We start from the raw sequence: 19,683 nt of genomic DNA, 5'->3' as shown, positions 1-19,683 counted from the left end.
TTTCAGGCCTGACGGGCCAGCAGCCAGATCAGATAGGCACCGCCGAGCAGACTGGTGACAAGACCGACCGGAGTTCGGAGACCGACCTCGACCGCTTGGGCAATCAAGTCGGCGCCCGCCAACAGAACCGCGCCGAGCAGGAAGGAGGTCGCGACAAGAACACCGCTGCGCCGAGCCAACCGTCGTGCGATCTGGGGAGCTGCGAGCGCCACAAAGGCGATGGGACCGGTAGCTGCAGTTGCTGCTCCGGTGAGCGCGACCGCAAGCAGGATGCCGGCGAATCGGTATCGCTCCACGGAGATTCCGAGCGAAGACGCTGCGTCGTCGCCCATTTCCATCATGGTGACGCGCCTGGACACCACGACGAGAGCAGGAACGAGAACACCGACGGCGATCGCAACGCTGATCGCGTGTGGCCAACCGCGCCCGGTCAGCGAACCGGCCGTCCACTGCTGCACCACGGTGGCGTCGTCGATATCCGCGCGTACCACCAGGAACGACATCACGGCGCTCAGCATCGCCCCAACTCCGATGCCGACCAGGACGAGTCGAAGACCGCCGCTGACTCCGTCTTTGCGTGCCAGCGCGTACACGAGCAATGCGGTCAGCATGCCGCCGAGAACAGCAGCGCCCGCGGTCTGCAGTACCCCGCCGCCGAAGAACACGATCTGGACCACCGCCGCCGTCGCAGCGCCGGTGGTGAAACCGATGATGTCCGGCGAGCCGAGAACATTGCGCGAAAGCGTCTGGAAAACCGCGCCGGCCACACCGAGGCTTCCACCCACCCCGATCGCGGTGATCAGCCGTGGAAGACGGCGATTCTGGACGGACCGAACCGCCGCTGGGGTGCCTTCGCCGTTCAGAGCGCGCCACACCTCGCCCAAGGACAGGTCCAAGGTTCCGTACATCAGCGTGGCAAACGAGAGCGCCGCCAATGCCGCGCTGATTGATATGGCAACGAACAGCGCTCGCGGGACTATTCGCCACGACCACGACCCGATTCGAACCACCCAACCGCGAAAGAGCGGTGGGACCGGCTGCGCTGCAATCATGTTCACAGTGACGCCACCCGCCGTGAACGAACGAGCGCGACAAACAACGGTCCGCCGAGCACAGCCACCGCGATCCCCGTCTGCAGATCTCCCGGCGCGGTGACAACGCGACCGAGCACGTCGGCCAAGAGCAGAAACGCCGGCGCGACGACGAGCACGCACGGCAGAAGAAGACGCAGATCCGGTCCGACGACGCTGCGCACGATGTGCGGCGCAGCCAGCCCCACGAATCCGAGTGGGCCTGCCGCCGCGGTGGCCGCCCCCGCGAGCAGGATGACTGCTACAGCGGATCCGGCCCGGGCGGGACCAGTGCGGGCGCCGAGCCCTTTGGCGACGTCCTCACCAAGAGCAATCGCATTGAGTGGACGAATCAGCAACAACGACAACACGATACCGATCGCGATGAAGGGAAGAACGGTGACGATCACGTCTCCGCCGCGCCCCTGCAACGAACCCACTGCCCAGAATCGAAACTGATTGAAGGCAGCCTCATTGCTGATGAGAACCATGCTGGTGAGCGCCGTGATCGCCGTTGCCACAGCGGCACCGGCGAGCGCCATGCGCGCTGGGGTCGCGGCGCTGCGATGCGCAGACCCCAACATGTACACACCCACCGAGGCAACGGCCGCGCCGGCGAGCGCGAACCACAGATAACCGCCGACCGAAGTCACCCCCAGATAGGCAATCGCAATCACGACTGCCGCTGATGCTCCGGCGTTCACACCCAGTAGCCCCGGATCGGCCAGTGGGTTGCGGGTGATCGACTGCATCAGCGCGCCGGCCAGCCCGAGCGCAGCCCCGATCACCAGGCCGAGAATTGTTCGGGGCAAGCGTGATCCGATCACCACGAGGTGTTCGTTGTTGCCGGTGTCGTAGGAAAGGATCGCATCGAGCACGGTGGCGACGGGGATGTTGCGAGAGCCGAGGACAAGCCCACCGACGGACGCCAGCACGATCACGACCACGGAGGCCACGACCAACAACCCCGCACGCGCGGCTGTCCCGGACCGCAGCGGTGCTTCGGTCCGGAACTGTGGAGAAGCGCTCACGCCGTCATCCACCGAACGTGGACACCAGCGACTCGACTGTCTGCTTGGCACTGAAGTAGTCGAGGCGGAAAGCCGCCGTTCCCATCGCGTAGACCCGATCACCCTTGACAGCAGGTTGATTCGCGAGAAGCGGATCGGCAGCAAGTTGCTTCTCCACATCCTTGGGTCCCATCGAGACGGCAAACAGCGTCTGCGAGCCGTCGAGTGCGGCAGACATGTTCTCGGAGCTGACGATCGCGACGCCGGAGGCGCCCCGCTTGTCCGGGGCGACAAACTGCTCAGCGGGCTCGGCATAGGTAAAGCCGAGCGAGGTCAGCAGATTGCCCTGTGGGCTGTCGGCTCGGAACGTCCAGACACCGTCGGCACCCATGTAGACCAGCGCCGTCACCGGCTGCTCGGGAAGTTTGATCTTCCCGGCCTGCGTCGTCACCCAGCTGTCGTACTCGTCGACGGTCTTGTCTGCCTCGCTCTCGAGTCCGGTGACAGTCCCCAGCTGATCTGCGAGCTCCTCCCAGGAGCTGGCGCCGTAGTCGAGAAGAACGGTGGGTGCGATGTCGCTCAGCTGCGCGTAGGCGTCGAGCGTCGAGTCACCTCCGTTGGCGGACCCGATGATCAGATCGGGTTCGAACATCTCGATCGCGTCGAGGTTCAGCTCGAGATTTCGGTAGAGAACCTCGACTCCACGATCAGCTGCCACCTCCGACCACTGGGAGAAGAACCCCTGGTCATCGGTCATTCCCGACGGCGTTGTTGCCGCGCTGGCGACGACCGGCGCACCGATTGCAAGCAGCGTGCCGGTCAACGACGGCGAGGTGGACACGATTCGGGTCGGCTTCGAGGTGATCTCGGTACTGCGGTCGCCGTGATCGACGGTGCGCGGCCATCCCTCGGCAGAACCTGAGGTTTTCTGGGTGTCCTCGGTTCCGGTATCGCTATCTGACGAGCTGGAGCAGCCGGCAAGAGCGAGGGCGACGACCGCGGCGAGTATTGCCGCCGTCGGGCGAAGTGATCTGCGCATGAGTATGGCTTTCTGAAGGTACGAGAGTGCGCCGCTGCGAACGCAGACAGCAGAGGTAAAGTTAGCCATACTTAAGTAGCAAGGGTTGTCCAGGAGCGCCAACGTGTTACCACTATCAGAGCCGGACGCGATCGGTTTGGCGCCGGTCCGTGCGAGCGCCACCGAGCCCAGCACCGCCCGCTCGCCGCTGTTGTTCTGGGTTCTTGCAGGCAGCGGACGCGTCAGAGTCGGATCGACGGTCCACGAGATACCAGCTGGCGAATCGCTGTGGATCCCGGCGGGTGCGCGATACGCAATGGAGACGGACTCGGATTCCGTCGCGTTTCCCATCCTGCTTCCGCCTTCGAACGGCGTCAGCGCCGGGCCGGCTACCGTGACGCGCCTGCGCGTTCCGCCCGGATGGGAAGACAGACTGATCCACGAGTTCGTTCACAACCTGGGCTATCTGCGCGGCGACGCTGCACACCCGTCGTCCTTGTTCGAGATGATCGCCCGGGCTGACGACGGGGCCACCTCGCTGCCGCGATTGCCGCAGTCACGGGAAGCGTTCGAGATCGCGCACGCCCTTTTGCGAACGCCTGGCACCGACGACACCGAGGGACAATTCGCGAAGCGTGCCGGGATCAGCATTCGAACGCTCCAGCGGTACTTCGTGGAAGAAACCGGCCTCACCTTCACGCGCTGGCGGCTACGAACTCGGATCGCCGCCTCGCTGGAGTATCTGAAGCAGGACCGCGAGATCGGCTGGATTGCAAACGAAGTCGGCTTCGAAACAGGAAGCGGATTCACCCGCGCGTTCCGGGCCCAGATGGGAGAGAGCCCGAGCGACTACCGTCGACGGGCCCTCTCCGGTCCAACCGATCGCAGCGTGGACACCGACAACGATCAAGCATTGGTCCGCATGCTCGCAGAGCCCAGGCAGCCCGGAGAAACTGCGCCGCCGATACCGGCCAACGCGACGTGGCCGCGCGTCAACGGCGCCCACGTCGCAGTGTGGGTTTACCGAGGCCAAGCCCGGGTGAACGTCGCGGACCGCAGCTGGGAACTGCGCACCGGCGAGGCCATGATTCTGCCTGCAGGCGTCCTCAATACCGTCACGGTTCCGACGGGTTCACTGCTGCTACCGCTCGGCTTCCGCTCCTCGAACGGGTCGACCGTATCTGCCGACGCCCTCGAGACCGTGCAGTTCTCCCCCGATGACGAATTGGCATTGCTGCACACTTTCGTCGCCGCCTACACACCCTTGCGCCCGCGCGGCCACGACAGCGCCACAGCATTCGACATCATCGCCACCGGCCCTCTCGCACAATCGGTTTCGAACGGGTCTGCCACCGATTCGATTGCCACACGACTGGCAGCGACAATCGCCGCCCGGCCGGCCGACCCTCGCACTCTGGACGAGTGGGCGCAAGAGTTCGGTACCGACGCGGCCAGGCTGCGCCGGGAGTTCCGTATCGAGACCGGCATTACGTATCCGCAATGGCGATCGCTTTCACGGATGACCCAGGCACGCACCCAACTCCAACTCGGGGTTGCACCCGGCACTGTGTCGAGGAACCTGGGTTACGCGCACCTGCCCGCATTCAGCCGAGCGTTTCGCACTGCGCACGGGATCTCACCGCAGCGCTTCCAAGCTCAGTCCGTCGAACGCGCCCTCTGGTTACGTTCTGTGCCGCGCGCCGCCGAGCCGAGCGCTCGGGTTCTTCACACCCACTGAACGAGCTGCCACACAATGCCGTTGGGATCGACGAACTGGCAGTAGCGCTCGCCCCACGGTTCGGTCTCCGGCTCTGTGACGACGGAGGCACCTTCGGCAGCGATGCGGGCGAACTCGGCGTCGATGTCATCGACCACGAATGCGATGAGCATGCCTTGCCCGGCCGAACCTGCGACGAAGTCCGGCTTGAACGTACCGAGACCGGTGCGCAGGAAGACCACGTTGACCCCGGCATCCGGATGATTCAGAGAAACGAATCCATCGTCGGACATGGCCTCGGTGAAGCCGAAATGGGTTTTCGCGAAGTGGGCCGACGCGTCCGTGTCGGCAACGTTCAAGGACAGAGCAGTGCTGGTGATTTTCATCGTGGCCTCCATGATCATAAACCTTGTGCAGTGCATACAGTATGCACCGTATAAGGTATACCACTGTTGAGGTATTCCCGATTTCTGGAGACGGCAGATGGCACGCGAACTGATCGACCTACTGTGGCGCGATCACCCCCTCGCACCGAAGGGCGGGGCCCGCGGCCCTCGCGCGAAGGTCACCACCTCACAGGCGGTCGACGTCGCTCTCGCCCTCGCGGACACGGAAGGGCTGGACGCGGTAACGGTGCGCCGATTGGCCGCCGAACTCGGAATCTCCGGCATGGCGGTGTACACCCACGTCGGGTCCCGTGACGATCTCCTGGTGCTCATGGTCGACACCGTGCGCAGCAACAGTCCGCGCCTGTCGTACGGGAACATGACGTGGCGCAAGCGCGTGCGCCGGGTAGCCGAGGAGGAACTTGCCCTCTACTCGGAGCACTGGTGGCTCCTGGACATCACCGATCAGCGCTCCGCGTTGGGTCCGGGAACTATCGCGAAGTACGACCACGAACTACACGCGTTCGACGGCACCGGGCTGAGCGACATCGAGCGGGATTCCGCGCTGACGTTTGTCGCCGACTTCGCCCGGTCCTCGGCGCAAGCACGGCGCCCCGACCCCCGAGCGGCCGACATGGCCGAGGTGTGGTCGTCCTGGAACCAGCGTCTGGCTGCCTATCTCGGCGACAACTTCCCGCTGGCGCAGCGAGTCGGAGGAGCGGCCGGCGAAGCCAAGAACACCCCGTACAGCCCCGAGGCAGCGTGGAAATTCGGGCTGGACCGGGTCCTCGACGCCCTGGAAGGTCTTGTTCACATCGAATGACATTCCTGCAATTCGAAACCGCGAGAGCTGTTGCACGCCTATGAGAATCAATCGACCGAGAGGTACGGGGTTCCAGTGAGCTTCTGATCGAGATTCCGCTGCGCGACGCAACCAGCTAGCCCCGACTTCAGCGGCATATATCCACGGAGAAGGGGTAGACGAGTAGATACCGGCGGCACATCGACTCAACTCCAGGCGTGGTGGACAATGTTTCTCAGCGACCAGTCAATTCGTCATCACACCCGCCGTTTCGGTGCAGCTCTGTCGCCTTCTCACAAATGGCCTCCCCCGACCGAAACACAGCGCGTCGCACGCTGGAGTGAGAGGTCGGAGATGCTCGGCGCGCTGTCAGTACTCCTGTTCTGGGCTTTCGGCTTCGGCATCCTTCTGGGTGCGGGCGCGATTACAACAGGAATCTTTGCGCTCCGACGTCGCCCGAAGAAGTCTGGCGGGCATCTGCTCTCGAATGCCCGCCAGCTGCCGTGGGATGCAATAGTCGGCCTCTTCACCGGCGTCATCGGTCTTGCCCTGAGCGGTTGGTTCTTCGTCGTGGTCCTACCCAACATGTAGCTCGACCTAGAACCCGCCGAAGAGATTGCCGCGCCCGCTAGCTGCTCGTCTCGAGGTGGATTCGCCTACAACAAGCCCTCACCCTCGGATATCGCGGACTCCAACTTTGCGATCGAATCACGAAGCCCTTCAGATAGTTCTGCATGCGCACCGGCATCGTCGATTTCGTTCCGAACTTCGGAAATAGCTTCACTCCACGAATCGAGTGCAATTGCGCTCACCGCGGCGGTCAACTTACTCCGCTGCTCGTCCCGTGACTTCTGCTCCTGCGAAGCAACTGCCCGATTCATGCGAACTTCGTCAATCCAAGCGGCGATTTGAACAACTATCGGCAACAGGAAGGCAGCAATATCGGCGCCGTCGCTCAACGACCACGCATTCGGCTCAGAGCGTCGACCGGCCGAGCCACGATTTGTGCCTTTCCCGAAAGATGCTCCCTTTTGGACTCGCTCGAAGTCGCGCAAGCGTCTGATCAACAACGCTCCAACCATGCTGACATGGGGGGCAAAAGCGGTGAGTTGGATCGCAGCAGCGGGCTCCTTGTTGTCGGCGATCTTCGCCACGAGCCCTTCAAGCTTCCCCCAAGACGGCTGATTTCGTTGGCGCTCCGCCGATTTCCCGACGTCCTGACGCAATCGATCCAGTTCGCGTTGGTGTTTACCGAACCAATCGACAAGCGTGGGCCTTAGGGCCGCAACCACTTCCGATTGGTCCAGCACTCCGCTTTCTACGACCCTTCGGGTAGCTTCACCCAACGCACCGCGTAGGTCGTCTTTGGCTGCGGAGTCGGCACTTTCGAGTGCGACAAGTGATTGACGACGACGACCCGCTGTCGCGTCGGCCTGAGCAGCAAGCGGTGCACAAGCATCCAGCTGAGTTCTCAGCTCAGCGACAATTCTGACAACCGTTTGGCGCCAGTACCGTCGCTCCGTCGACGCTCTCAGCGCAGCAAAGTCAGATGCCGCGACTCTCTTGATCGCCGCAGAGAGAGCATCCATGCCGTCCCACTGACGTGAGTCGTCCCAAACCTCAGCATCGACGTCCCTCGTCGATCCCGCCATCTGAGCAAAATCTTGGGCGACAACAAAAATGGGATACGCGGCCGACAACTCCAACGATTCCGATAGTTCCACGGTCTTTCGAGACGCCAGTTGCCTGTACCCCGCGAGATCATCATCCGGATCGATCCCTGCTTCGTCGAACCTGGAGATTGAGAACCAAAGGCTATCGGAGGTCCATCCACTTCCGACGATCTCACGAAGAGCCTGATGTTCGCCGGTTGCCAATTGCGTTGTGACGGTGATAATTGCAATATCGGTTAAGTCTATCGCCTCGGTTGCACGCTGCGTGTTCATCACGCCCCGCGCATCTTTCGCCCCAATTGCCAGACCCGGGGTGTCCCTCAAAACGACGCCTGCCAGCTCTACACTATTGACATCGAATGTCTCGTGCCGAGCGCTGATTGTCAGCCAATCTGGCACCCTCACTTCACTATCCACCAACAGACGTCGGAGAAGCGAGCTCTTGCCGGTGTCATACGATCCGAGAATCGTAATCACAGGCGCATCGATCGAGGCGAATTGCTGCCATTGTTCGGCATAGTTCTCTGCGAGTGAACCACCCGGCAGGCTCGCCAGCCATTCGTTGACCTTCAGCACATCGATGTCGTTCATTCACCGCTCCGTTCGCATGCACGCAGATTTTCAGCCTGGGACAGTAACCGTTCGACCTTCGAGAGCGTATCCATCAGCGCGCGTTCTTCGTCGGCCGCGACTAGTCGCTGACTCTCGAGCAACTTCGTATATTCGGATAAAGAGGCTGCAGAGGCACGAATGAGCGGTATCGGCCCGTCCTCTTCTACGCCGTTCAGTACTTGATGCACGAGATCGGCTGCGGCCTCGTCGATAACCCCCGCCGCCTCACGCCTTTGCTCCTCACGAGCATTCGTTGAGAGTTCGCCCTTTACCATCGCGTGTGCATCGGCAGCCACTCCGGCTGCGGCCAGGATCGGGGCAACCTTCGCGACCCTGCCGGCGGCTTTCACAGCTCCCCAAGGCTTGAACTTCACCCCGATGCCCTTGCCGATGGCGTAAATCGTGTCGCGATTCGCGATCGCTCTCACAAATGCAGAACCGCCCTTGGCCGCCCCCGCAGCTATGTTCCCCGCATCCACCACCATAAATTCTGATTCGGGATCCTCGGCTCGGTGCCTCACCGTCGTAAAGGCAAGCGCATCCATTTCACGCCCGATTGTCGACGCGTGCGTACGGAACCAAGTCTCGATTTCTTGTTGAGCTTTGATCATGAACTGATCGATATCAGAGTCGAGGTCGCTGTTCGCCCACAACGCGTTCAATGCGGCAGGAATGTCCTCGACACCCCCACGATCCTGTTCAACCGCATAAACCGTGTACCGATTCGCATAGGGCTCGACGACTCGATGCGCATCCTGCCGAAGCGACTTCTCCAGTAGCTCAGAATCCTGCTCGCAGTTTCGAATTGACTGTTCCAGCGAGGTTCGGGCCGTCTCTTCACCCCGCACCTCTGCAACCTTCTGCTCAATTCGATTGCGCCCCTGCAGCATCATATTCAACGCTGTATCGAGCTGTGCTCCGCTCACACCGGCACTCCCCGATTTTCTCGAGTAAGAGTCGAGCATCCTTACGAGTGGTTCGACACCGTCCCAGTCGCGGTGCTGCGCGTAATCTTCGCGGCTCACGTCCGTCCGTGCGCCGATCTCTCCGAACGGATCACCGGAGAGAACGTGAACCTGGTTCGCGTTCACCTCGATCCCACATGAACCCAACGCCGCAATGAGTTCCGCCTTCTTGCGATCCTTCAGCAGAAGGAAGTCCTCCGGTGCGGCGGTGGGATCGACGCCCAACTCATCAGATCGATTGATCAGGTAGATCGTTCGAGTACCTTTGGCAACAGTCTCGTGTGTCCCTTCGACAATCCCTTGGAGAAGGGTCATGTCGCCGATGAGCAAGTTGACGTGCAATACGACGAGTACAAGCGCAGCCTCGCCGGCAGATTTCAACGCCAAGGCGTCGTGTTCGCGATTGCCACTCTGAAACCCTGGCGTATCGAGCAACTGGATATGTCCGAGGTCGTAACGCTCAACCGCACTTGTCGCCGCACCACCCCGTACACGGAGGTTCGCAGGAACCTGACCGCTCATCTCCACCAACAAACGTTTGATCAGACTGGACTTCCCCGAACTGTAGTCACCCAGCACGACGATGGCCGGCTTGATTGCTACCTGGCTGTGCGAAGCACCCGGCATCTGCGCATCAAGGACGGTCGCGTCCTCGATCTCTCGGATCAGTTCGGCGACAGACGAATCAGAGGGTAGGTCCCATGCTTTCAAAAGTGCCTGCTTCAGGTTCGACAGATCCACGTTGTCCCGTTCTACGAAGACCGGAAGTCGTTCCGTCTCAACCGCATTCTTGTCCAGGGATCCGGACTCGAACCAATCTTCACCCAACCAGACTTTACGTCCGGATACGGAGCCCCTCGCATCTGCTCCGGAAGCCCCACCCTCGCCCGGCGGCAGCGCCGAATGGTCGGCCAGGACGCGTGCTTGCGCACGTTCCAAAACCGATTTTGCATCTATCGCCAGCGGAAGCGACTCCGATGCCTGACGGAGGCGAGCTGCCAGATGAGCTGCGTCCTTCCGATCCTTTCGCAACGCAAGTGCTTCGCCCAGCAGTTCTGACAGAACGGGCTCTGCCACTTGCCAAGACAGATCTCGTCCATGCTCGCGCAGTTCCTGCGCGATCCGATCGTAAGTCCGATGAACTGCAGATCTGGATTGCCGCCCGAAATCGAATCTTGCCAGAGCGCCCTGCTTTTCAGTGCTTGCGGCGACCCGTTCGCCGATGTAGCGACCGGCTTGGGATGCGCCACCCAACCCGACTGCAACGGCCGCCCCCGCCCAACCAACAGGATTCCAGACGTTCGCGACGGCTGGAACGAAGATGGCACCCGCCGCACCACCGGCGGCCATCCCGGCGATCTTCATGGACCTGGCCAGGTTCGACTTCATCCGACCTGCATGGCCATCCAAGGTCGCCGAATCGGTCGACGATTCGGTGATGTCGGGCGCCTCGTCGATGCTCGCCAGCTTCAGTTCCCTCATCAGGAATGCTGCCTTCGAGTTCCAAACCGTCACAACTGCCGCTTGGATGTCGTTCATCGCGAAAACTGTATTACTGAACAATTCGTCGTCGATTGAGTTGCCACTCTCGAAAACAGTGGCTGCCAGTTCGTCTGATTTCGCGATAGAAGCTTCACGAAGTCCCGACAGGTGCGATTTGATCAGGTGGCTCATATGTCGATCGAGCGCGCCTTCGGGAGTTGCTGTGAACGTCTGTCCACGCGTGTCTTCCAAAGCGGACAGGAGATCCAGACCATCATCACGGCCGAGATACTTTGCTCGCTCATCGCCGTCTATATACCCCAAGACGTCCAGGAGTTGGTCGATCTGGCGCTCCGCGGCAGCAACTCTTGGTTCTATGCCCGCAATCATTCGCTCGAGCCTGTCGGCCGTCAGGTCAAGCACACCACGGAAGCCCTCGCGCAGCGAGGTTTGCCGTAGCTCGGCACCACCCTCGACTATCGACGCAGCGAGTAGTTCTTCCAGCACCCCGAAGTTCGACCAGTGGGTGAGGTATTCCACGCCAAATTGCTCACGATCCGACAGAAAATTCCGTCCCGCAGGGCCTTTGAACGGAGTACTCGCGCGACCGAACAATGCCCGGCGGCTTTGAACTGCAACGATCGGGGCGAATGGAAGATCAATCTTGGCCAACTCTGTTGCGATCGAATCGACATGCTCTCGAACTGCGCGAGACAGCGATTGGCGCGCAGATTGGCTCGCTACCTTGGCGGGGTGTCGCCAGCGGAGGTTGCGAACGTTCAATACCGCCACGGCTGGCTTTCCGTACGCACGCACCCACTGAGCGACTTTCGTGAACTCAGAATCTTGCTGACTCTGGCTGTCGAAGCACAAGAGAACCACGTCTGCAATCTCGACGGCTCGCCTTGCGGTTTCCTCGAGATCAACCCTCGACTGAGTGCGCCCCCATCCATTTATCCCGGGCGTATCCCATAACCGGCAGCTATTCCATGCGATCTCTGTGACGTCGGTGGTCCAATCGCTTTCACCAGGTGAGACATAGCCACCATCGAGCCCACCGAACGCTGAGAGCAACGTGCTCTTTCCAGCTCCGGTTCTGCCGAAAAATGCAATGTTGAATGTCGATAACACACGGCGCTGGTCAGCTAAGTGAGTGCGAAGGCTGCGCTCGAACCCGTCTGCGATTTCGGCAAGCTCAGGGCTGAGAACTGCTCCCGATGTGGCCGCGGAATGTGCTCCGGCAGGCAGTGCAAACTGTTCGACCAGAGAGCTGATCAAGGCGTCGAGTTCTTCCAATTCTCGATTGCCACTACCGACGGCTCGTTCCACTGCGTGTTGCAGCGCCACTCCAGCATCGACCATTCCTGACCCTTTCGCGGGTTGTTCTTCCTATCGGAAAGGCATCCGGAACTCCGCATTGCAGTTCGCTTGGATTCGGTTCGAATAGCTGACGCAATGCGGGAACCGAAGTTCTGCACTGACGGACAATCACTATGACTAACCAACCGCCAACAAACGATGCATTCCTAATTCCGACTGCCACCCGAATCGATATTCCGTCTCCCGACATGAGCATCGGTATTTGGATTGCATCCTAGATGACCCCACCGACAGGATTCCGTCCTTCTCGGTTTGCACTCTCTGAAGTCCAAATGGAACGCGCGATCCGTCCCGACGAACCCTAGGTTTTCTACGGCCATACCTGTTCCCCCTGCAACAAACTCGCGAAACAACCTCTCGAGTCAACTAGCGAGACATGTCGACGAGCGTGCCGTGTCGACGGCGCACGAAGGTAGCAACAAGCCCTTCTGGGTAGGCCTCAACTCCCTGCCCACGTTGCCGCGAGGAGTTCGATTCCTCGGCCAAACCAAAAAGGTTTGAACTGATATCTCCCGAGCTGGTACGAACTGAACATGCAACTACCCGCGGACAGTCATGTTCACAGCGAGTGGTCGTGGGATACCGGCGGGCCACAGTCCGACGCTTCCGGGCGAATGCAACAGACTTGCGCACGTGCCGAAGCAATCGGATTGCCCGCGTTGGTGTTCACCGAGCATCTCGACTTCGATGCTCGGTGGCGCACAACCGCCGCAGATCTGATGCCCCATCAACATCACCTGCTGAGCACCGACGGCTACGTCCGCGCACCCATCCTCGACCTCGACGGCTATCTCGACAGCATCGAACGATGTCGACACCGTTTTCCTGAATTGCGGATTCTCACCGGAGTCGAGTTCGGACAACCGCACCTGCACGAAGCGCAGGCGTCGCACCTCCTTGATCTCGGTGTGATCGACCGGGTATTGGGGTCCTTGCACACGCTCGAAGTCGGCGACGATCGGAGTGAACCGAACACCCTGTTTCGAAAGTGGGGCGCCGACGAAGTGATGGGGGCTTACCTCGAAGAGATCCCGCGTATGGTGGCTGGCTCTCAGACCTTCGAGGTGTTCACCCATATCGACTACGCAGTGCGTGCATGGCCGACCGAAATCGCCGGACCTTTCGATCCCCGCCGATTCGAGGACGGATTCCGAAATGGGATGCGCGCCATCGCCGAAAGCGGTCGGGCGCTCGAGATGAACACCCGACGGCTGTGGTCCTGGATACCCCAGTGGTGGAGCGAAGAGGGAGGCAAAGCGGTGACATTCGGAAGCGATGCCCATGTGCCCGAAGCTCTGGCGGCGAACTTCCCGGAATCGACAGCGATGCTCGAACACTACGGATTCCGTTCAGGTCGAAGGCCCGAAGACTATTGGACCCGCTGACCTTCTGTTCTCCTGGCCGACATTTCCGTGAGCAAAGGTTGTCGGAGGCGGATCTACCCGCAATAGTCGATGTATGGATCGGTACAAGATCACGATGCCCGACGGCTCCTCGACCGAGGAACCTTTCGACTCCGACAAGGAAGCAATCGCGTGCGCCGTGGATGCCAATCGAGGCGTCAGCAAGCACCTTGTAGTCGAGAAATACACGGCCGACGGCCGTCTGATTCCTACTGCTCAGGCTCCTGCGAAACACAAGGGACATCACAAGAATCGTTCGAACAGTTGAATTCTCGACTACACCACGCCTGTCGAACTTGGTGTGCGACGACCGGACGCGTGACGCAAAAGTAGACCGATCGCATGCTCGACGGTCGCCCCCAGGACGGCTTCGGGGTCACCTGAGAAAACCTGCTTCTCTGTTTCAGCGGTCCCGTGGTCGACGACTCCGAACCACACAGTTCCCGGTGGGACGTTCTCCTGGGTATCCGGACCGGCTTCGCCGGTGACGGCCAGTGCCAACGTCGCGCCGAACAGTGTGGCAGTGCTGTGTGCCATGACCCGAGCAGCGTCCTCGCAGACGACTGGGCCGTCAGGAACATGAAGAACGGAATGCTTGACCGCTCGGGTATATGCGACGATCCCGCCACAAAACCAGGAACCGGCGTTCGGCGCCTTTCCTAGATGTGCGGCGATGTTCCCGGCGGTCAACGATTCCGCCGTCGCCACCGACAGACCGTGTTCCTCTACTACTGCGGCCAACTGCCTGCACATATCGTCGAGATCCTTGTCCGACGGAAGCTCGGGTCGTGGATCGCCATTCATATGTTGCTCCTCCTGCTGTCCGATCGGTGACCTCGATAAGAAATTGGAAGTCTTGGAATGCCAATTCCGACCGTGCCCTACAGCTCACTGCCACCTTGTGAACTGCACCCTTCGAAAGTGCGTCGGGCGCACTCGTCGATCACATCAGCCACCCGTGACCGGCGTGCGAGTTGCCGGCGCTGCACGATCGCCCCGTTTCCGTTGCTGAAGACCTTGTCCAAGGAAGCCGTGACCTGCTCGAACTCTCCGAATGCGGTCAGAGCAGGTTCGACATGATCCACCAACCGCCGAACCGCCTGGTGTGCAGTCAGCAAGCGCACGGATTCCACGTCCAGCGACCTGCCGTCGAGTCCGTCGCGTGCTGCACGCCAGCAAGCCGCGCGGAGTAGCTCCTGATCGACGGCAGGCGCAACCTCACCTTTGGTGATCGCAGCGGATGCGGTGCCGACGAGTGCCTGCACCAGTGTGGCCAGAGTCATCGTCTCCTCCACGGTGGCGGGCACATCGCTGATCCGAATCTCCACGGTGGGAAGGTGATCCGACATGCGCACGTCCCAATAGACCATGTGCGGATCGAGAATGACCCCTGTCTCCAGCATCGCTGCAACGGCATCTTCGTAGTGCCCCACGGACTCGAAGAAGGGCGGCGGACCCGAACTGGGCCATCTGCCGAACAGAACGTAACGCCAACTCGCATAACCGGTATCGCGTCCCCCGCTGATCGGGGAGTTCGCCGTCAATGCCAACAAAGTTGGTAACCATGGACGCAGATGATTGATGATCTGGACCGATCGTTCTCGATCTTCGACACCCACGTGAATGTGGCAACCGCACATCACACCTTCGGTGATTGCACCGAATTGACCGGCCATCCGTTGGTACCGCGACTTCTGCGTGATCTCGCCGACCGGTGGATCGTAGAAAGGCGTTCCGACAGCGATGAGTTGACATCCCACGCGGGCAGCGGCATCGGCGGTGAGGGCACGAGACTCACAGAGTTGGTCACGAAGGTCACGAATGTGGCTGCCGATCGAAGTGGAAGTCTCCACCTGACAACGTGTGAGTTCGAGTTGCAACGAGATACCGAGTTCTCGCCCGGCAGCAGCAACCTCGGAGTTGCGCAGACTGGGACGCCCAGTCTGCGGATCGCAGAGCAAAAACTCCTCCTCGACACCGAGAGTCGGTGTACCTACCGAGAATAGGTCAGGAGTCGGCTTCCCATTCATAGGCCTTCCTCGCACCGGTTTTCCTCCACACCCGATACTTCGAGCGTACGGCTTTCTCCGCACTTCGGCACTACTCCATCTGTTTCATTCACCCATCGATCGGGTAGTTGCCCTGTGAACCGACGACGAGCGAAGAATCGCAAGTCTTCATGAGCGAAGGATGGAGTGCGCCGTGACCAACATGAGCGGGAGTTCACCGGTAAATGACGAACACACCAATCGATCGCACGTCGGGGAGGCAATCAGCGACGGGCGCAACTATCCCGGATACCTGCTGATCGGGCTGGGTCTGGCAACACTCGGATTGGCCTTGGTGGCAGCAGGTTACGGATTTCGCGGATGGGCAGTCATCGCCGGCGCGGTGTGCGTCGTGTCCTTCGTCGTCGGAACACTGGCCATCTTGATGGAACACCGTCGGGTCAAGCGACTGGAAGGTCAGGAACTCTTCGATCAAGAAGGGCACTGAACCGAACGCTCGAGTTGTATTCTGCACAAGCAGAATACAACTCGAGCAGAATCCGGCTCAGTGATCGCGGAGTTTCTCGATCAGCTCACCCTTGTTCAGTTTCGAGTACCCGCGCAGATCGAGTTCCTTGGCGCGTTTCTTCAGATCGTCGACCGTCCACTCCTCGTACGGCGAAGATTGTCCGCCGGACTTGGCGACAGTCGACTGCCCTCGATTGGCGGCCGCATTGGAGATTCGAGCCGCCTTCTCCTTGGAATCGCCCTTCTCACGTAGCTCTTCGTAGAGTTCTTGATCCTTGAGTTGAGGTTGTGAGTCCTTGCGAGCCACTGTTTTCGTCCCTTCACTCGTCTTCACTCCGACGGTGTGGCCGGCACTCAGGATGTGGGCGGCACCTCGAAACGCCCCCACACGCGGTGTGTCTTCAGAAGCTGAGCGAGTGAGGCGAGGGCTCCTTCCGCGTCAGCATCGACGACGACTCCCAATGCAGACTCGTCGATGCCGGCGGCAGCCAGCGCACTCATGCTCTCACCCCAACCACCAATTGCCTTGCTGTGACGATACATTTCGTTCAGCAGAGTCTCCACCCGTGGATCCAACTTGCCCTCGCCGATCCGAGAAACGTCGCCGCTCAGCAGGATTGCATCGAATTCGATCGAACGAGCTGTGAGGTACGTTCGCTGCACCGTCACCGCGTCGTCACCGTCCCCGATGGTTCCGCCGTGCGGGCCGAGGATCAGCGGCACCATGCCGGCGTCGAAGATCTTGTCTCGAATGGCGACCACGGTGTCGAGGTCGGAGTTCTCATCGACCAGTAGCGCGATGATCCTTCCGTCTACCGGCCATTCCGCTCCAACCTGAGACAGTGCAGGGCTGAGCTCCGGATCACTCAACGGCTCCGTCGGTTCGGGAACCGGAAGGCCAAGCCCTCCTGCGACAATCGACACGAGGCCCGCGTCGATGTTCGCCAAGATGCCCAGATTCCGGGTCTTGATGTTCTCCTCGTAGCACTTGCCCAATTCGAAGGTATACGCCTGCGCAACGTGCTCCTGTTCGACAGGGGAGAGACTGCGGTAGAAGAGTCGAGCTTGCGAGAAGTGATCGTCGAACGATGCCGGCGCCTGCCTCACCTTTCGCCCTGAAACTTCCTCGGGCACCTCGATATAGGCCGCGCTGTCCGCCGAGGCCATGAACGGGCACCCACCGTCCAACGAATTGGGATGGTACGGCGCGACTCCGGTATGCACACCGTCCTGATGGAAGCCGTCGCGAAGCATGTCGTTGACAGGCGCGTGAGGACGGTTGATCGGAATCTGGTCGAAGTTGGGGCCACCGAGTCGCGTGATCTGGGTGTCGAGGTACGAGAACAAACGCGCCTGCAAGAGACGATCGTTGGTGATGTCGACGCCCGGAACCAAGTGGCCCGGATGGAATGCAACCTGCTCGGTCTCGGCGAAAAAGTTCGTCGGATTGGCGTCGAGTGTCATCGTTCCGATGACCTGAACCGGCGCGAGTTCTTCGGGCACGATCTTGGTGGGATCCAATAGATCTATGCCTTCGAACATTTCGTCTTCGGTATCAGGGAACACCTGCACGCCCAGATCCCAGGACGGATATGCGCCCGCCTCGATGGCGTCGGCAAGATCGCGTCGATGGAAATCCGGATCCACACCGCCGGCGATCTGCGCTTCCTCCCACACGAGTGAATGCACTCCGGCGGCCGGCTTCCAGTGGAATTTCACCAGATTCGTCTCGCCGTCGGCATTCACGAGCCTGAACGTGTGAATGCCGAAGCCTTCCATCATGCGATAGGAGCGCGGGATGCCTCGATCGGACATGTTCCACAATGTGTGCGCGGTGGCTTCGGTGTGCAGCGACACGAAATCCCAGAACGTGTCGTGCGCGCTCTGCGCCTGCGGAATCTCCCGGTCCGGGTGGGGTTTCGCGGCATGGATGATGTCTGGGAACTTGATTCCGTCCTGGATGAAGAACACCGGGATGTTGTTGCCCACCAAATCGAATACACCTTCGTCGGTGTAGAACTTGGTGGCGAAGCCGCGTGTGTCTCGGACGGTATCCGCCGAACCGCGTGAACCCAGAACTGTCGAGAAGCGTACGAATACCGGGGTTCTGGCACCTGAAGCGAACAACGAGGCTTTACAGATGTTTTCGGCTGCGCCATTCGCCAGGAACGTGCCGTGCGCGGCCGCCCCGCGGGCGTGGACGACACGCTCCGGAATTCGCTCGTGATCGAAGTGTGTGATCTTCTCACGCAGATGGTGATCCTGCAGAAGAGTCGGGCCCCGCTCGCCGGCGGTCAGTGAGTGGTCAGTCTCGTAAAGCCGTGTACCGGTGGCGGTGGTGAGGTACTCCCCCCGCTGGCCACGTCCATTTCCCTTCACCTTCTCTTCGGCACCCGCGACGGTACGCACCTCCGGCTGCCGCTGGTCGTCCTTGGGCGGCAACGGCTGTCGAGGCTTGACCGATTCTTTCAGGTCCGGCGCTTTCGGGGCCGGTGCACCTGGGACGGACTGAGATGAAGGCATCGAACAGCTCCTCTTGATCGTCATGCTGGGCGCACGAATCTTGTTACGCCCTAAGTAAGTAGAGATTTCAAACTGAACGCGGAGCCACGACTCACCCTCGGGCTGGGATCAATCCCAGGCCGAGGGTGACGAGTGCGTCAGGGCTATTGCTCGGACTTCTGTCGCGCTTCGTCTGCGGCCGCTTCGGCGCGAGCCTTCTCGGCTTCCGCCTCTTTCTTCGCGACTTCTCGCTGGCTTTCGGCCTTGTCCTGCTGGGCGCGGCCCTCTCGGGTCAAACTGTCGTTTCCGGAAACCGCACCAACGGCCTCCTTGGCCTTACCCTTGACGTCCTCTACTACGCCTTTGATTCCCTCGCTGGGACCGCTCTTGTCATCTGGCACGTCGACCCTCCAATACGTTTCGGATTCTCGCTCAGGGCTCCCACACAGGCAGGACTCCCACACAGAAGGCCCTACCCCGTCGAAATTCGCATAAACATCCGTGCACCGACCAGGCGCAGACCATGACTCGTCGTAGCCGAACGACGAGGTCGTTCCTCAAGTAGCGATCAACCGTTCTCAGAAACTGTTTACCGGGCACAGGAATTGGCGGGACTCGTTCCAGAAGGGGAAGAGGTCGGTGGTTGTTGCCGTGGGGTGGTCGATCTCGGCGAGAGTGTAGAAATCGAGAATCGTCCGACCAGCTGCGGCGCTGATCTCGCATGCTTGCAAGCTCAGCTTTGCCTCCGCCACGAAGCCGATGCTGCGGGCGAAGGGACCGAGAGTTCCCGCATTGACGAAACTGTCGAGGTCTTGTCCCCACTGGTTGTAGTCCGACTGCAAAGCGAAGCTGCACGTTTCGCCGAACAACTCGCTGCAGGTGGTCGGCTTTCCGCCGATCGTGTGCACCGTATCGGCAAGCTCGTGTGAGGTGCCTTCGCGCGGAGATCCGGAAAGGAAAAGCAAGATGGCAACGGCCAAGGCAACCACCAGAAGGATGCTTGCGGCCGTTGCCAGTATCGCCTTCACAATCCCTCGATCCACGTAAGTTCATGAGGGCAACCGATTTTGGAACACCGGCCACTAGATTTGTACCCGTGGCGTTCAGGGTCCAAACATCGACCAGGCTGGGAGCCATACGTCAGTCT

At 60.7% G+C, this 19,683-nt stretch carries 18 protein-coding genes; 6 read left to right on the top strand and 12 right to left on the bottom strand.

Annotation, left to right across the window (positions count from 1 at the left end):
• Window positions 1-2 precede the first annotated feature (2 nt).
• From R4P70_RS01140 to fepB, 3 genes are read right to left on the bottom strand one after another with little or no spacing between them, the layout of a single operon-like run.
• A complete protein-coding gene (locus R4P70_RS01140) occupies window positions 3-1,052 on the bottom strand; it encodes a FecCD family ABC transporter permease (protein ID WP_230091031.1) in 1,050 nt (349 codons plus the stop codon).
• Between the two features lie 2 nt (window positions 1,053-1,054).
• A complete protein-coding gene (locus tag R4P70_RS01135; RefSeq protein WP_269586542.1) occupies window positions 1,055-2,101 on the bottom strand; it encodes a FecCD family ABC transporter permease in 1,047 nt (348 codons plus the stop codon).
• 4 nt (window positions 2,102-2,105) lie between these two features.
• Window positions 2,106-3,119 (bottom strand): Fe2+-enterobactin ABC transporter substrate-binding protein, encoded by a 1,014-nt coding sequence (gene fepB / locus R4P70_RS01130; protein WP_317830252.1) that lies wholly within the window; start codon window positions 3,117-3,119, stop codon window positions 2,106-2,108.
• Window positions 3,120-3,222: 103 nt separating this feature from the next.
• Here fepB and R4P70_RS01125 point away from each other — a divergent pair, with 103 nt between their 5' ends.
• Entirely contained in the window at window positions 3,223-4,836 is a 1,614-nt protein-coding gene (locus R4P70_RS01125) for a helix-turn-helix domain-containing protein (protein ID WP_317830251.1), read from the top strand.
• Here the strand turns inward: R4P70_RS01125 and R4P70_RS01120 are convergent.
• Window positions 4,824-5,201, bottom strand: a complete 378-nt coding sequence (locus tag R4P70_RS01120) for a VOC family protein (protein ID WP_031331446.1) — start codon at window positions 5,199-5,201, stop codon at window positions 4,824-4,826. The genes R4P70_RS01125 and R4P70_RS01120 overlap by 13 nt on opposite strands.
• Window positions 5,202-5,298: 97 nt before the next feature.
• On the opposite strand from R4P70_RS01120, the gene R4P70_RS01115 reads away from it, so the two are divergent.
• Complete coding sequence (locus tag R4P70_RS01115) at window positions 5,299-6,024, top strand: TetR/AcrR family transcriptional regulator (RefSeq protein ID WP_211918419.1); 726 nt, start codon at window positions 5,299-5,301, stop codon at window positions 6,022-6,024.
• Window positions 6,025-6,357: 333 nt separating this feature from the next.
• Window positions 6,358-6,594, top strand: coding sequence for a hypothetical protein (locus tag R4P70_RS01110; protein ID WP_020971272.1), 237 nt, complete (start codon window positions 6,358-6,360; stop codon window positions 6,592-6,594).
• Window positions 6,595-6,659: 65 nt separating this feature from the next.
• Here R4P70_RS01110 and R4P70_RS01105 read toward each other — a convergent pair whose 3' ends face one another.
• Window positions 6,660-8,267: a GTPase domain-containing protein gene (locus R4P70_RS01105; RefSeq protein ID WP_317830249.1), complete on the bottom strand. Its 1,608-nt coding sequence runs from the start codon at window positions 8,265-8,267 to the stop codon at window positions 6,660-6,662.
• Window positions 8,264-12,097 carry a GTPase gene (locus R4P70_RS01100; RefSeq protein ID WP_317830248.1) on the bottom strand — a complete coding sequence of 1,278 codons (3,834 nt, stop codon included), beginning with the start codon at window positions 12,095-12,097 and terminating at the stop codon, window positions 8,264-8,266. The genes R4P70_RS01105 and R4P70_RS01100 overlap by 4 nt, the downstream gene beginning before the upstream one ends.
• 551 nt (window positions 12,098-12,648) lie before the next feature.
• Between R4P70_RS01100 and R4P70_RS01095 the strand changes: the two genes are divergently transcribed.
• On the top strand, window positions 12,649-13,500 hold the full coding sequence (locus tag R4P70_RS01095; RefSeq protein ID WP_317830247.1) for a PHP domain-containing protein: 852 nt from the start codon (window positions 12,649-12,651) through the stop codon (window positions 13,498-13,500).
• A gap of 73 nt (window positions 13,501-13,573) precedes the next feature.
• Complete coding sequence (locus R4P70_RS01090) at window positions 13,574-13,786, top strand: hypothetical protein (RefSeq protein WP_019745952.1); 213 nt, start codon at window positions 13,574-13,576, stop codon at window positions 13,784-13,786.
• 8 nt (window positions 13,787-13,794) lie between these two features.
• On the opposite strand, the gene R4P70_RS01085 is transcribed toward R4P70_RS01090, so the two are convergent.
• Both R4P70_RS01085 and R4P70_RS01080 read right to left on the bottom strand, forming a co-directional pair.
• Window positions 13,795-14,322 carry a CinA family protein gene (locus R4P70_RS01085; protein WP_317830246.1) on the bottom strand — a complete coding sequence of 176 codons (528 nt, stop codon included), beginning with the start codon at window positions 14,320-14,322 and terminating at the stop codon, window positions 13,795-13,797.
• Between the two features lie 77 nt (window positions 14,323-14,399).
• Window positions 14,400-15,548, bottom strand: a complete 1,149-nt coding sequence (locus R4P70_RS01080) for a glutamate--cysteine ligase (protein ID WP_317830245.1) — start codon at window positions 15,546-15,548, stop codon at window positions 14,400-14,402.
• A 160-nt stretch (window positions 15,549-15,708) separates the two neighbouring features.
• Here R4P70_RS01080 and R4P70_RS01075 point away from each other — a divergent pair, with 160 nt between their 5' ends.
• Entirely contained in the window at window positions 15,709-16,014 is a 306-nt protein-coding gene (locus R4P70_RS01075) for a hypothetical protein (RefSeq protein WP_317830244.1), read from the top strand.
• Window positions 16,015-16,071: 57 nt separating this feature from the next.
• Here R4P70_RS01075 and R4P70_RS01070 read toward each other — a convergent pair whose 3' ends face one another.
• From R4P70_RS01070 to R4P70_RS01055, 4 genes are all read right to left on the bottom strand, one after another.
• Window positions 16,072-16,341, bottom strand: a complete 270-nt coding sequence (locus R4P70_RS01070) for a Rho termination factor N-terminal domain-containing protein (RefSeq protein WP_317830243.1) — start codon at window positions 16,339-16,341, stop codon at window positions 16,072-16,074.
• Between the two features lie 47 nt (window positions 16,342-16,388).
• On the bottom strand, window positions 16,389-18,557 hold the full coding sequence (locus R4P70_RS01065; RefSeq protein ID WP_317830242.1) for a catalase: 2,169 nt from the start codon (window positions 18,555-18,557) through the stop codon (window positions 16,389-16,391).
• A 143-nt stretch (window positions 18,558-18,700) separates the two neighbouring features.
• Window positions 18,701-18,937 carry a CsbD family protein gene (locus R4P70_RS01060; RefSeq protein ID WP_003943084.1) on the bottom strand — a complete coding sequence of 79 codons (237 nt, stop codon included), beginning with the start codon at window positions 18,935-18,937 and terminating at the stop codon, window positions 18,701-18,703.
• A 177-nt stretch (window positions 18,938-19,114) separates the two neighbouring features.
• Window positions 19,115-19,579: a hypothetical protein gene (locus tag R4P70_RS01055; protein ID WP_317830241.1), complete on the bottom strand. Its 465-nt coding sequence runs from the start codon at window positions 19,577-19,579 to the stop codon at window positions 19,115-19,117.
• Between the last annotated feature and the right edge of the window lie 104 nt (window positions 19,580-19,683).

Source organism: Rhodococcus sp. IEGM 1241 (assembly GCF_033142365.1).
GTDB classification, from domain to species: Bacteria; Actinomycetota; Actinomycetes; order Mycobacteriales; family Mycobacteriaceae; genus Rhodococcus_F; species Rhodococcus_F erythropolis.
This window is presented reverse-complemented; position numbering and strand designations above follow the sequence as displayed.